The sequence below is a fragment of the Bacillus sp. ISL-75 genome, from assembly GCF_018613095.1.
In genome coordinates, this window is the sequence record NZ_JAGGQX010000019.1 from 62,216 (window position 1) to 75,157 (window position 12,942).

A 12,942-nucleotide genomic window follows, 5' to 3' on the forward strand; every position below is an offset into this window, starting at 1 on the left:
CCGCTTCTCACCTGATTGACGCAATTGGCAGTTGGCAGGTTTACGTGAACTTTTTGGTTTTATTACTTATGTTCTGTAAAGTGTGGGTGCATTCATCCGCACTTTTTTGTTTGTTCACTTAATAGCGCTGCTAAAAAGCTTTACTACCTGTTGATTCAATAGGGTGTCAGACGTTTAGGTTGAAAAGGGTTCCTTATGATTTTCTTGACCAAAACGTTGTATTCGTGATAAAACCTTGGAGGTGGCTAATTATTAGCAAAGACATGTTGTTAAATGAGGGCATTCGCGCTCGCGAAATCCGCCTAATTGATCAAAATGGCGAACAGTTAGGGATTAAAACCAAAACTGAAGCCTTAGAGATTGCCGGAAGAGTGAATCTTGATTTGGTACTAGTAGCACCAAATGCAAAGCCTCCAGTCGGCAGAATTATGGACTATGGCAAGTTTAAATTCGAGCAGCAAAAGAAAGACAAAGAAGCTCGTAAGAACCAAAAGATCATTACTACTAAAGAAGTCCGTCTCAGCCCAACGATTGATGAGCATGACTTTAATACAAAGTTACGTAATGCGATTAAGTTCTTGGAAAAAGGCGACAAGGTAAAAGCTTCAATCCGTTTCAAGGGCCGGGCGATTACCCATAAAGAAATTGGTCAACGCGTGTTAGACCGTTTTTCAGAGGCGTGCAAGGAAGTTGCAACGATCGAGTCTCATCCTAAAATGGATGGCCGGAGCATGTTCCTGGTTTTAGCACCTAAAATCGAAAAGTAATAAGGAGGATATCCCAAATGCCAAAAATGAAAACTCACCGTGGCGCTGCAAAGCGTTTCAAGAAAACTGGTTCAGGTCAACTTAAACGTGACCACGCTTATACAAGCCACTTATTTGCTAACAAATCTACAAAAGCAAAGCGTAAGCTTCGCAAAGCATCCCTTGTTTCTAAAGGTGATTTCAAACGCATTCGTCAAATGTTAACTTACATGAAGTAAAAAATTTAAGTGATCGATTTATATATTGGAGGGAAATTACATGCCACGTGTAAAAGGCGGTACAGTTACGCGCAAGCGTCGTAAAAAAGTTCTTAAATTAGCAAAAGGTTATTACGGTTCCAAACATACATTATATAAAGTTGCTAACCAACAGGTTATGAAATCATTAATGTATGCTTTCCGCGATCGTCGTCAGAAAAAACGCGACTTCCGCAAATTATGGATTACTCGTATCAATGCAGCAGCTCGTATCAACGGTCTTTCATACAGCCGTTTAATGCATGGCTTAAAGCTTGCTGGTATCGAAGTAAACCGCAAGATGCTTGCTGAATTAGCAGTAAGCGATGCAAACGCATTTGCTGAATTAGCAAACGTTGCAAAACTACAACAAAACAAGTAATAAGAAAAGCTCCAGCGCCCCTAGGCGCTGGAGCTAGACAGATAAAAGCCATTCTCTTTGATGAGGATGGCTTTTTCTATAAGGGGGATATCGTATATGAAAATATGGTTATTGGCCTATCTAATCATGAATATTGCCGGGCTCGTAATTATGTGGGAGGATAAGAAGCGGGCTAAAAAGCATGAGTACCGAATCCGAGAGAGGACCTTGTGGCTGGTGGCATTATTTGGAGGCGCTGTCGGTGCAACGGCAGGTATGCAGCTTTATCGACATAAAACGAAGCATACATCGTTTAAAATTGGTTTTCCTGTCCTAGCAGTAATCGAATTCGTTCTTTTAATAAAGTTTCTACTATAAAAAGCCGCATGAATGGCGGCTATTCCTGTAAAAATTCCTTCACCGGACTTTTCCAATGGATTTCGGCATTTGGATAGTAATCAAGGATTTTTTTATCGATATAAAAAAAGTCATCCTTAACTAGACCTTTTAACGAGACTGCATTTTCAGGCCAGATGATGATCGAGACGACGTCAAAGGTGTTGTCAACGGGACCCATGTATTTCTCACCACCAAACATAGCACCTTTATAGGTAAGTAAGAAATTCTTTCTGACATCCTTATCATCGATTAATAAAAAACGTTTATGTTTACGGGCAGCTTTTAGTTTTCGGTTCGATGTAAAAAGGGATTTTAACGCATATCTAAATAAGAAGAATAGGATAAACAACAATACGAAGCGCAGCAACCAAATCATGGCTAAGCCTCCTGCATCTTTTTCCTAATAATACGAAACAGCCCGAAAAAAGTTTCAATCATTTCTCAGTTTGATATAATTTTTCCATAAGGAGTGATGGAAGTATGCAACTAGAAAAACTGTTTCACATGCAAAAAGCATTAGATACTCATATTGAAGAAAAGCACAACTTGCAGGACGAAGATTTATTTGATAGAAAGGTACTGGCCTTACTCGTTGAAATTGGTGAGTTGGCAAATGAAACACGCAGCTTTAAGTTTTGGAGTATCAAGCCGTCTTCGGCGAAAGAAGTCATTTTAGAGGAATTTGTTGATGGGGTTCATTTTATTTTATCGATCGGGATTGAATGTGGATTTGATGCGGTGAAAATTGATTTGAATGTTCAGGAGTCATCTGTGAATGTGACAGAACAATTTTTAAGCGTCTATGACAGGATTAGTATTTTTCTAAAAAGCAAAGGTTTGGATGATTACATAAAGTTATTTAAATCTTACTTGCAATTAGCTTTGCTGCTTGGTTTTACGAATCAAGATATTGAAAGAGCATATTTCCAAAAAAACGAAGTAAATTATCAAAGACAGCAGAATAACTATTAGCAGAAAAATTGCGGATTTATTGTTATTTTCTGTATAATGAAGGTCGAACAAACATAAAAGGGGGCTAATAAATGGTAAAACTAGATGAAACCTTGACGATGTTAAAAGAGTTAACCGATGCCAAGGGGATTCCCGGCAATGAGCGTGAAGTTCGCGAGGTCATGGAAAAATACATAGCTCCATTCGCTGATGAAATCACAACCGATGGACTTGGCAGTTTGATTGCACAAAAGGTAGGTAAAGAGGGCGGCCCGAAAATCATGGTGGCTGGTCACTTAGATGAAGTCGGGTTTATGATTACTCAAATCGATGACAAAGGTTTCCTTCGTTTTCAAACGGTTGGCGGCTGGTGGGGGCAGGTAATGCTTGCACAGCGCGTGACGATTGTTACAAGAAAAGGAGATGTAACCGGGATTATCGGTTCTAAGCCTCCGCATATTTTATCAGCGGAAGCTCGCAAAAAACCGGTTGAAATTAAAGACATGTTTATTGATATTGGTGCATCTAGCCGTGAGGAAGCCGCTGAATGGGGGGTTCGTCCAGGCGATATGGTTGTGCCGTATTTTGAATTTACAGTGATGAACAATGAAAAAATGCTATTAGCCAAGGCTTGGGATAACCGGATTGGCTGTGCAATTGCCATTGATGTCCTGAAACAATTAAAGGGTGTAGATCATCCGAACGTTGTTTATGGGGTAGGTAATGTTCAAGAAGAGGTAGGGTTGCGTGGTGCCAAGACAGCCACTGCAAAAATCAAACCGGATATCGGCTTTGCTGTTGATGTCGGTATTGCAGGGGATACACCTGGAATTTCGGAACGAGAAGCAATGAGTAAGATGGGGAAGGGACCACAAGTTGTTATCTATGATGCCTCACTAGTAGCGCATAAAGGTTTACGTGATTTAGTGACCGATACAGCCGATGAATTGAACATTCCCTATCAATTCGAGTCCATTCCTGGTGGTGGTACGGATGCAGGGTCAATTCACTTGACACATCATGGGGTTCCGGCGCTTCCGATTACAATTGCGACACGCTATATTCATTCACATGCGGCTATGCTCCATCGTGATGATTACGAGAATGCTGTTAAGTTGATTGTCGAGGTTATCAAACGTTTAGACCGAGAGACCGTTGATAAAATTACGTTTGAATAACTTTGTGTGGGGTCCCCGGTTGAACTTTGCCGGGGGTTTTTTTAAATAAAAAACTGCCGATGGGTAATCGGCAGCGTCAACAAATGATTACTTTAACCCGCTTTCAAGGGTTGTAAGCATTTCTTTTTTCTCATCTTCGGATGAATTTTTCCAAATGATTTCAAATAAAACACCAAGACCTGGGAGCATTTTTTCTTCTCCATTTTGAATGGCATCAACAATGGTATCTTCTAATTGATCTTGTGTATTCCCCGAAACATTGTGAACAATGGCATTACGTAAATTTAAATTCATGTATATGCACTCCTTTTTATCCTGTCTTACTTTAATATGTTTTCTATTTTGGGTTTTATTATGTATTTTTGTTAGGCTATAATTAAAAAATCATCGTTATAGTAAAAGGAGAGCGGGTTTTGAAATATATTGAATCGATAAATAACCCTAAAGTAAAACAGTGGAAAAAGCTTTTAACCAAAAAAGAACGGGATAAGTCAGGAACATTTTTAGTCGAAGGCTTTCATTTAGTGGAGGAAGCGCTAAAACAAGGCGAGCAAATTGTAGAAATTATCGTTTCTGAAAAAGTAGATTTACCTTCCCGCTTCGATACTGGTTCGACGCCACTTATACAAGTCACGGAAGAGATATCGAATGCATTAACAGATACAGAGGCACCACAAGGAGTTTATGGGGTTTGCCGAATAGCAAATGCTGAAGTGGTAGATGCCAAAACCTTCCTGTTTATCGATGCCGTTCAGGATCCAGGAAATCTCGGAACCATGATTCGTACAGCGGATGCAGCAGGGATCGACGCCGTTGTGGTAGGACGGGGAAGTGTGGATATTTACAACTCAAAGGTCCTTAGGTCTGCACAAGGAAGCCATTTTCACCTTCCAATTATAAGAGGCGACCTTCATGAATGGATGGATAAGCTTCAGGAAAAGAATATTCCTGTGTACGGTACAGCACTTGAAGGGGCATCTGCATATACTGACATTTCCACAGGTGATTCGTTTGCCCTGATCGTTGGAAACGAAGGGAATGGCGTCGGGAAAGATATACTCTCAAGCACCACAGCCAACCTATATATCCCGATTTACGGCAAAAGTGAATCGTTAAATGTTGCCGTAGCAACAGGGATTCTGCTCTATTATTTGAAAAAATAGGCGGAAACTAGTTTGACCTTTACAGGGAAATTATTATATAATAATGAACAATATTGAATATTAAAGAACGATGACGGAGAAAAGTACCTTATTTAGTAACCATTTAGGGAGAAAGTGCCGCGACTGAAAGCACTTTTATGGAAAGAATAAGCGAAGTTCACCTCCTGAGTTGGCATCGGGACCACAATAAAAAGCAATAGCTTGAGAGTAGATTACTGTCTAGCTACAGCGCCCAGCCCCTCGAGGTCATAAGCCAATCACTACGGAAGGCAAAATGCACGCCTTCCGAAGCGCTTGTCTTATGCTTGTCGGGGCTGACCAGGGCGCTTCCGCTTTTCGTGTAAAGATGCACCGGCAGATGCCGTTATCCGAATGAAGCGAACACAATGTTTCTTTACATAACGTGTTTACAAGGGTGGTACCGCGAACTATAAACCTCGTCCCTTTCCAGGGATGGGGTTTTTTTGTTTTTTCATTGGTGCCTGACACCGATTAATATTAAGGAGGAATTGACATGCAAGAACGTTTAAAGGAATTGCAGGAAGAGGCTATTCAAAAAATTGAACAGTCGGTAAGCTTAAAAGAATTAAATGACATTCGTGTTGCCTACCTAGGTAAAAAGGGCCCAATCACGGAAGTACTACGCGGAATGGGAAAGCTTTCTGCTGAGGAGCGTCCAGTTATGGGGGCATTAGCAAACGAAGTCCGTGAAGCGATTGCTGTTAAAATTGAAGCCAAACAAACGGGGTTAGAAGAGGCGGCTGTTTTAGAAAAATTAGCTTCTGAAAGCATCGATGTTACCCTCCCAGGACGACCAGTTAAGGTTGGAAACCACCATCCACTGACAAGAATCATCGAAGAAATTGAGGATTTATTCATTGGCATGGGGTATCAGGTAGCGGAAGGTCCTGAAGTAGAGCAGGATTATTATAACTTCGAAGCTCTTAATTTACCGAAGGGGCACCCGGCCCGCGACATGCAGGACTCTTTCTATATCACAGAAGATATCTTGCTCCGTACCCATACATCACCAGTTCAAGCGCGGACGATGGAAAAGCACCAAGGCAAGGGCCCAATCAAAATTATTTGCCCGGGTAAGGTGTACCGTCGTGATAATGATGATGCGACACACTCCCATCAATTTATGCAAATCGAAGGCCTTGTGGTCGGTGAGAACATCCGCATGAGTGACCTGAAAGGAACATTAGAAGTTTTTGCGAAAAAAATGTTCGGCGAAGATCGTGAAATCCGCCTGCGTCCAAGCTTTTTCCCATTTACTGAACCTTCAGTAGAAATGGATATTTCTTGTAAAATCTGCGGCGGTCATGGCTGCAGCGTTTGTAAGCGAACAGGCTGGATCGAAATTCTCGGTGCCGGTATGGTCCATCCTAACGTTCTTGAGATGGCTGGATATGACTCTAAAAAATACACTGGCTTTGCTTTCGGTATGGGACCAGAGCGGATTGCGATGTTAAAGTACGGTGTTGATGATATCAGACATTTCTATACAAATGATGTTCGTTTCTTAAAACAATTTTCAAAACACGAGTGAAACTGAATGCTTCAACCCAAGCCGTTGAAGCTTGATAAAAATAAAGGAGGATGACGACATGTTCGTTTCATATAAATGGCTCCAGGATTATATTGATTTAACTGGAGTAACTGCATCTGAATTAGCTGAAAAAATTACAAAAAGCGGTATTGAGGTCGAAGGAGTAGAAATCCTTAACGACGGCATCCAAGGTGTAGTCGTTGGTCATGTCCTTGAACGCGAGCAGCACCCAAATGCTGATAAATTAAGTAAGTGTCTTGTTGATGTCGGCGGAGAACAACCGGTCCAAATTATTTGCGGTGCTCCGAATGTGGCCCAAGGTCAAAAGGTTGCAGTGGCCACAGTTGGTGCAGTTCTTCCAGGTAATTTTAAAATTAAACGGGCGAAACTACGCGGCGAAGAATCGAACGGAATGATTTGTTCGCTTACTGAGTTAGGGATGGAAGGAAAAGTTGTACCGAAAGAATATTCTGAGGGAATCTTTGTTTTTCCAGCGGATGCTGAAGTGGGTGTTGATGCACTTGCCATGTTAAATCGTGACGATGAGATCCTTGAGCTGAGCTTGACTCCAAATCGTGCGGATTGCTTAAGCATGCTAGGAGTTGCCTATGAAGTGGCGGCGATCCTTGGGAGAGAGGTTAAACTTCCGGAAACGAATCTTCAGTCTGCAACTGAAAAAGCATCTGATTATGTGAAAATTGTCGTTGAGGCAAAAGAAGATAACCCATTATATGTGGCAAAAATCATTAAAAATGTAAAAATCGGTCCATCACCTTTATGGATGCAAACGCGCTTGATGTCAGCAGGAATTCGTCCACACAATAACGTGGTTGATATTACTAACTATATTCTTCTTGAATACGGTCAGCCGCTCCATGCGTTTGATTATGACCGCTTAGGTTCAAAAGAAATCCTTGTCCGCCGTGCAGCAGATGGGGAGAAATTTGTCACGCTCGATGATGCAGAACGCACACTTACAGCTGATCATTTAGTCATTACAAATGGAACTGAACCTGTTGCCCTAGCTGGTGTTATGGGGGGAGCAAATTCAGAAGTAATTTCAGACACAACGACTGTTTTACTTGAATCAGCTTACTTTAACGGGGCTACGATCAGAAAAGCTTCGAAAGATCATGGTTTAAGAAGTGAAGCGAGCGCTCGATTTGAAAAAGGTGTCGACCCGAATCGTGTTCGTGTTGCTGGAGAGCGTGCCGCCTATCTTATGGCAAAATACGCGGGCGGTGAAGTATTAGAAGGTGCTGCTGAAGCAGACACAATGACGGTTGAGCCGGCAGTTGTTTCGATTACTTTAGAAAAAATCAATCGTGTCCTTGGCACAGACCTTGCGATGAAGGACGTGAAGGAAATCTTTGATCGTCTTCAATTCGGTGTAAGTATCGAAGAAGATACCATCACCGTAACGGCACCGACACGCCGCGGAGATATTAAGATAGAAGAAGATTTACTGGAAGAAGTAGCTCGCCTTTTTGGTTATGATAATATTCCAAAAACGTTGCCGATTGGATCAACTACACCAGGTGGTTTGTCTGAATATCAGAAAAAACGCCGTGTGGTTCGTCAATATCTTGAGGGTGCCGGCTTGTACCAAGCTGTTACGTATTCCCTTACAAGTGAGGAGAAAGCAGCACAATTTGCGCTTGAAAAGCGGGATACGATTCGTCTTTCGATGCCAATGAGTGAAGAGCGCAGCATTCTTCGTTTGAGCATTATGCCACAACTTTTGGAAGTATTAAAATATAACAGTGCACGCCAAAACGATAGTTTGGGTGTATATGAAACAGGTGCTGTGTTCTTAGCAAATGGTACTGACACGCTTCCAACAGAAAAAGAACATTTAGCAGCAGCCGTTACCGGGCTTTGGTCCAGTCATTCTTGGCAAGGGGAGAAGAAGGCTGTTGACTTCTTCGTTGTTAAAGGCATTTTAGAAGGGTTGTTTGCTAAACTTGGTCTGCTTGAACAGGTTGAATTTGTTCAAGCACAGATAGATGGTATGCACCCTGGCCGTACAGCGGAAATTCACCTAAACGGTGAGAAAATCGGCTTTATCGGGCAAGTCCACCCAACGGTTCAAAAAGAGCTGGATTTGAAAGATACCTACGTATTTGAACTTTCATTGAAAGCAGTACTTGAAGCAGAAACACCTGCATTACAATACGAAGCCATCCCGCGCTTCCCGTCAATCACAAGAGACATTGCCCTTGTGGTAAACAAAGAAACGGTGTCAGGCACCTTAAAGGAAATTATTTTAACAACTGGTGCACCGCTCTTGAAAGAGGTTAACGTGTTTGATTTATATGAGGGAGACAAGATGGAAGAGGGTATGAAGTCGATTGCGTTCTCTTTGAAGTATGTTGATCCAGTGCGTACGTTGACTGATGAAGAAGTAACAAAGGTTCATGAGAAAGTGCTTAATACCTTGAAAGAAAAGGCAGGAGCCGTTCTAAGAGGTTAAATTAATAGAAGCCAGCCCGAGGGTAGATTATCGGGCTGGCTTTTTTTGTATGTTTGAGGCGGTAATTTCGCTTCGCGGATAAAATAGCATTTATCGCTGATATATTAAATTTATCGCTGATAAATCGTGGGTAATCGCTGATATATTGGCTAGCTTCGCTGATAAATTAATCATTAGCGCTGAAAAAATAAATAGACAAATATTATTAACAAATTTCGCTAAAATTCGGCAGGGATTTCATTCTTTGATCAGAATTATAGTAGTATAATGAAAGGGGTGTTAAGTTTGATCATAAAAGCAAGGACCATTCCATTAGTAATTCTAATTTTAGAGGCATTATGCCGGCGTCTCCCTCTAAATTACCCAAAGTATCAGCAAATTTTAGAGGAGCTGGGGAGGAGGCATGCCGGATACAAAGGTGAGGTTAGTCTTGATTATTATTTACGTCTCCTTTCCATTGATAAATATCTGATCCTCCACGATCTAAATCTTCCTGATGGTGACTACAACTGCCAAATTGATACCCTTCTCCTCACACCAGAATTCGCCCTAATTATTGAAGTGAAAAATATGACTGGTAAATTAATATTTGATACAGATAATGAGCAGTTTACCCAAATAAACAATGACAAGGAAAAAGGTTACCCTGATCCGATTGCTCAATCAGAAAGGCATAAAGAGTATATAGAAAAACTGATGGCAGAACATAAATTTCCTAAAGTTCCAGTCGATTATCTAGTAGTTATCAGCAATGGATATGCTTCATATGTCATCACCGGGAAAAATGCTCATAAAGTGAAGCCTCGAATATGTAAGTCAGATGCTTTCATAAATAAAATTCAGTTTTTTGAAAAACAATATATTAATCCTCTCCTTCATGCGAAAGAACTCCGAAAACTGAGCCGACTCCTTGTAAAGATGAATAAGGTACCGACAAGCTATATTTTGAATAAGTATGGAATTAACAAAGCGGATTTATTAACCGGTGTTTGCTGCACTGGCTGCAATCATGTTCCACTTATTCGAGTGAAAAAGAAATGGTACTGCTCTTCATGCGATAAATTTTCAAAAGATGCACATATTAATGCCCTGAGAGATTACTTTCTCCTCTTTGATTCGAAAATTACAAATCAGCAGTTTCGGGAGTTTGCGCAAATAAAATCACATGATACAGCAAAAAGATTACTGCTTTCTGTAAATCTGAATTTTTCGGGAACAAAAAAGGGACGCATTTACTTTCCGAAGACTTTACCATGGTAAACTTCCCTTTCGCTGATAAAAATTAATAATCGCTGATATATCGGATTTATCGCTGATAAATGGTTCGGAAGCGCTGATAAAACTCTATTTTTCGCTGATATAATTAAAAAGTTCTATTATGGTAGTAAATTTGTGCATTTTTTATTTAATTTGTGCTTTTTAAAAAGAGTAAATATCATATTTTTAAGAAAAAATCACTAAAAATCACTAAAAATCACAAAAAGAGGTTGCACCAAAGGGCAACCTCCTTCAAATTCCGCATTAAATTATATTTTCTCAAAAATGGAGTCATAGTTTTTCGCTAAGACTATATCTAAATCGGTTAATCCGCCTGCATTCCATGAGGTTAGTCTAAGTGTCACTAATTTATAGTCTATTGAAATAAATGGGTGATGATTTTTTTCTTCCGAGAGCTGGGCAATGACATTCACGAATGCAACGCCTTGTAAAAACTCACGGAAGCGGTATTTTTTCACGATGAATTTTCCGTCTAGTTTCCAGCCTGATAATCCCGCAACAGCGGTAGTAATCTCCGCTTCACTTAGTCGATTTGCCACCACTATCCCTCCAAATACCGTTTCTATTATATCTATTTGCCACCCTAAATCCCTCCAAACACCGTTTCTATATATCTATTCTATTCGCAACAACCCCAAAAAACATGTCAATTTCGTTTTTTATTAACAAGTGCCATCGCTTTGTCGGTATTAGCAAAGTGAAGCTTAACAAAAGACGGAAGGATTTCGCGGCCTTTGCTCATAATCAGCTTGGCTGCTGCTACATCCACCTGTGCCCCGGCACCTTTTGGAATCTTAAAGCCGGCCGCCTCGCTAAGTTTATCGATATATTGGATAAAGGCATAGCGGGCGAGAATACTTGCAGCAGCGACAGCCAAATGGATACCTTCAGCTTTCGTACTAAAATAAACATTCTCTTTGGCAATCGCTTTTTGGCTTTTTAAATGCTGAAAATAGGTACTGCCTTGAACAAATTGGTCAATCAGAATCGCTTCAGGTTTCTCGGGTGAAATTTTGTCTAACACATTTAAGATCGCTTGATTATGTAAAATTGCCTTCATTTTCCCTTGCGACATGCCTGACTGCTGGACCTGATTATATTTTTCGTTTTTTAACGTCATCAAACTAAATGGAATAATATCTTTAATGACCTTGGCAATTGCAATGATTTTTTCATCGTTTAAATCCTTCGAGTCGCGCACACCTAATTCTTTTAATAAAGGGATATTTTCCTTTTTCACGTAAGTCGCCACGACAGTTATCGGACCGAAGAAGTCTCCCGTACCAACTTCATCTGAACCAATAGCAGACATTTGACCGATGCCGGTTGGAAGGTCACCTTTCGCAACAGATTTCGAATGGGAAGAGCTCGGCTTTTTCGAGGACGCGCTTGCACTGCCCCATCTACCTGCCTCTTTTTCACTATCATTTCCCTGAAATAATACTTTACCTGATTTATAAGCTGTGATCATACAAGCAGACGTTTTCGCTGCAAACACACTTCCAGGAATGTTTTTATCTAATAAATTTTTTCCGTAAAAGTTTCTCATTTCCATTATCTTATTCATTTCTAAATTCAATACAACATTACCCATACTACAAACACCACATTTCTAAATAATATAAAATATGCTTTAACTTTTCCACAGATAACGGTTCATGTTATGATATAGAGTAGGATTCTCTGAATGGAGGCAGGACGTTGTCGAATAATCAAAAAAATAGAACAACCGTAGATATATACGGTCAAGCTTACGTTATTATGGGCACGGAAAGTCCAAGCCACATCCGGCATGTGGCTTCATTAGTTGACAATAAAATGCGCGAAATCAGTTCTAAGAATCCAAATTTAGACGCAAGTAAACTCGCCGTTTTAACAGCCGTAAATGCAGTCAATGATTATCTCAAAATGAAAGACCAATTAGATCGGCTTCAATCAGAACTACTAAAAGAAAAGGACTAAAAAATATGTTGGATTTAGCAATTATCATCTTTTTAATTATTGGATTCTTTGTAGGCCTAAAAAGAGGCTTAATACTGCAGCTTGTTCATTTAATAGGTTTTATTATTGCATATGTAGTGGCAAATTCATACTACGAACAGTTAGCACCCAAGTTAACACTATGGATTCCTTATCCAAACTTTGGAAATATTGCTACATTAAAACTTCTAACTGATAGCAGTAATATGGAGGCAGCTTTTTACCGAGCGATCGCCTTTGTTATTATCTTTTTTGCTGTAAAAGTGTTATTGCAAATTATTGGTTCAATGCTTGACTTTATTGCCCATTTGCCAGTACTTAGGCAGTTAAATGTTTGGGCAGGAGGCCTTTTTGGTTTCATTGAAGTATATTTAGTTATTTTTATTTTATTATATATTTCAGCTCTGGTACCAATTGAATTTTTACAAAATGCTTTGGATCATTCGATTATGGCAAAAGCAATTGTGAATCACACTCCTATCCTTTCACAGCAAATAAAGAGCATGTGGATTGAATATACAGCTGCTTTAACTTCTCTGTAGCAGAGAAGTTTTTCTATTCATGCCTTAAAGTAGGATAAAATGAAAATGCTAAAAGTAGGTAG

At 40.1% G+C, this 12,942-nt stretch carries 16 protein-coding genes and 1 other annotated feature (1 of these 17 running past the window's edge); of the genes, 12 read left to right on the top strand and 4 right to left on the bottom strand.

Translation table 11 applies throughout. The annotated features are described in order from the left end of the window. Positions 1–114: a sequence feature (ribosomal protein L20 leader region), on the top strand; it begins 18 nt to the left of the window's first position. 134 nt (positions 115–248) lie between these two features. From infC to J7E63_RS08545, 4 genes are all read left to right on the top strand, one after another. Continuing rightward, entirely contained in the window at positions 249–767 is a 519-nt protein-coding gene (infC, locus tag J7E63_RS08530; RefSeq protein ID WP_215011300.1) for a translation initiation factor IF-3, read from the top strand. A 17-nt stretch (positions 768–784) separates the two neighbouring features. Beyond that, positions 785–985, top strand: coding sequence for a 50S ribosomal protein L35 (gene rpmI / locus J7E63_RS08535; protein WP_066258063.1), 201 nt, complete (start codon positions 785–787; stop codon positions 983–985). Between the two features lie 40 nt (positions 986–1,025). Then, positions 1,026–1,385, top strand: a complete 360-nt coding sequence (rplT, locus tag J7E63_RS08540) for a 50S ribosomal protein L20 (RefSeq protein ID WP_215011082.1) — start codon at positions 1,026–1,028, stop codon at positions 1,383–1,385. Between the two features lie 96 nt (positions 1,386–1,481). Next, entirely contained in the window at positions 1,482–1,742 is a 261-nt protein-coding gene (locus J7E63_RS08545) for a DUF1294 domain-containing protein (RefSeq protein ID WP_215011084.1), read from the top strand. A gap of 19 nt (positions 1,743–1,761) precedes the next feature. Here J7E63_RS08545 and J7E63_RS08550 read toward each other — a convergent pair whose 3' ends face one another. Next, complete coding sequence (locus tag J7E63_RS08550; RefSeq protein ID WP_215011086.1) at positions 1,762–2,139, bottom strand: sigma-w pathway protein ysdB; 378 nt, start codon at positions 2,137–2,139, stop codon at positions 1,762–1,764. 104 nt (positions 2,140–2,243) lie between these two features. On the opposite strand from J7E63_RS08550, the gene J7E63_RS08555 reads away from it, so the two are divergent. Together J7E63_RS08555 and J7E63_RS08560 are read left to right on the top strand one after the other, a co-directional pair. Beyond that, positions 2,244–2,735 carry a dUTP diphosphatase gene (locus J7E63_RS08555; protein WP_215011088.1) on the top strand — a complete coding sequence of 164 codons (492 nt, stop codon included), beginning with the start codon at positions 2,244–2,246 and terminating at the stop codon, positions 2,733–2,735. A 71-nt stretch (positions 2,736–2,806) separates the two neighbouring features. After that, a complete protein-coding gene (locus J7E63_RS08560) occupies positions 2,807–3,892 on the top strand; it encodes a M42 family metallopeptidase (RefSeq protein ID WP_215011090.1) in 1,086 nt (361 codons plus the stop codon). 87 nt (positions 3,893–3,979) lie between these two features. Here the strand turns inward: J7E63_RS08560 and sspI are convergent, their stop codons facing one another. Then, entirely contained in the window at positions 3,980–4,186 is a 207-nt protein-coding gene (gene sspI, locus J7E63_RS08565; RefSeq protein WP_088089203.1) for a small acid-soluble spore protein SspI, read from the bottom strand. A gap of 119 nt (positions 4,187–4,305) precedes the next feature. On the opposite strand from sspI, the gene J7E63_RS08570 reads away from it, so the two are divergent. The 4 genes from J7E63_RS08570 to J7E63_RS08585 all read left to right on the top strand — a co-directional run bounded on the left by J7E63_RS08570 (position 4,306) and on the right by J7E63_RS08585 (position 10,340). Further along, complete coding sequence (locus J7E63_RS08570; protein WP_215011092.1) at positions 4,306–5,055, top strand: TrmH family RNA methyltransferase; 750 nt, start codon at positions 4,306–4,308, stop codon at positions 5,053–5,055. A gap of 514 nt (positions 5,056–5,569) precedes the next feature. Then, complete coding sequence (pheS, locus tag J7E63_RS08575; protein WP_168245278.1) at positions 5,570–6,607, top strand: phenylalanine--tRNA ligase subunit alpha; 1,038 nt, start codon at positions 5,570–5,572, stop codon at positions 6,605–6,607. A 58-nt stretch (positions 6,608–6,665) separates the two neighbouring features. Beyond that, a complete protein-coding gene (pheT, locus tag J7E63_RS08580; protein WP_215011093.1) occupies positions 6,666–9,080 on the top strand; it encodes a phenylalanine--tRNA ligase subunit beta in 2,415 nt (804 codons plus the stop codon). A 285-nt stretch (positions 9,081–9,365) separates the two neighbouring features. Beyond that, positions 9,366–10,340, top strand: coding sequence for a nuclease-related domain-containing protein (locus tag J7E63_RS08585; RefSeq protein WP_215011094.1), 975 nt, complete (start codon positions 9,366–9,368; stop codon positions 10,338–10,340). Positions 10,341–10,606: 266 nt separating this feature from the next. Here J7E63_RS08585 and J7E63_RS08590 read toward each other — a convergent pair whose 3' ends face one another. Further along, positions 10,607–10,897: a 4a-hydroxytetrahydrobiopterin dehydratase gene (locus J7E63_RS08590; RefSeq protein ID WP_215011095.1), complete on the bottom strand. Its 291-nt coding sequence runs from the start codon at positions 10,895–10,897 to the stop codon at positions 10,607–10,609. A gap of 107 nt (positions 10,898–11,004) precedes the next feature. Beyond that, positions 11,005–11,952: a ribonuclease HIII gene (rnhC, locus tag J7E63_RS08595; protein WP_215011096.1), complete on the bottom strand. Its 948-nt coding sequence runs from the start codon at positions 11,950–11,952 to the stop codon at positions 11,005–11,007. A 107-nt stretch (positions 11,953–12,059) separates the two neighbouring features. On the opposite strand from rnhC, the gene zapA reads away from it, so the two are divergent. Next, positions 12,060–12,320, top strand: a complete 261-nt coding sequence (zapA, locus tag J7E63_RS08600; protein WP_214731856.1) for a cell division protein ZapA — start codon at positions 12,060–12,062, stop codon at positions 12,318–12,320. A 5-nt stretch (positions 12,321–12,325) separates the two neighbouring features. Next, on the top strand, positions 12,326–12,880 hold the full coding sequence (locus tag J7E63_RS08605; RefSeq protein WP_088089195.1) for a CvpA family protein: 555 nt from the start codon (positions 12,326–12,328) through the stop codon (positions 12,878–12,880). Positions 12,881–12,942: the final 62 nt, after the last annotated feature.

Coding starts and splice junctions, on each gene's coding strand:
- rplT (WP_215011082.1), top strand. CDS start 1,026: ATGCCACGTGTAAAAGGCGGTACAGTTACGCGCAAGCGTCGTAAAAAA.
- rpmI (WP_066258063.1), top strand. CDS start 785: ATGCCAAAAATGAAAACTCACCGTGGCGCTGCAAAGCGTTTCAAGAAA.
- J7E63_RS08550 (WP_215011086.1), bottom strand. CDS start 2,139: ATGATTTGGTTGCTGCGCTTCGTATTGTTGTTTATCCTATTCTTCTTA.
- sspI (WP_088089203.1), bottom strand. CDS start 4,186: ATGAATTTAAATTTACGTAATGCCATTGTTCACAATGTTTCGGGGAAT.
- J7E63_RS08560 (WP_215011090.1), top strand. CDS start 2,807: ATGGTAAAACTAGATGAAACCTTGACGATGTTAAAAGAGTTAACCGAT.
- J7E63_RS08555 (WP_215011088.1), top strand. CDS start 2,244: ATGCAACTAGAAAAACTGTTTCACATGCAAAAAGCATTAGATACTCAT.
- rnhC (WP_215011096.1), bottom strand. CDS start 11,952: ATGGGTAATGTTGTATTGAATTTAGAAATGAATAAGATAATGGAAATG.
- J7E63_RS08605 (WP_088089195.1), top strand. CDS start 12,326: ATGTTGGATTTAGCAATTATCATCTTTTTAATTATTGGATTCTTTGTA.
- pheT (WP_215011093.1), top strand. CDS start 6,666: ATGTTCGTTTCATATAAATGGCTCCAGGATTATATTGATTTAACTGGA.
- pheS (WP_168245278.1), top strand. CDS start 5,570: ATGCAAGAACGTTTAAAGGAATTGCAGGAAGAGGCTATTCAAAAAATT.
- J7E63_RS08545 (WP_215011084.1), top strand. CDS start 1,482: ATGAAAATATGGTTATTGGCCTATCTAATCATGAATATTGCCGGGCTC.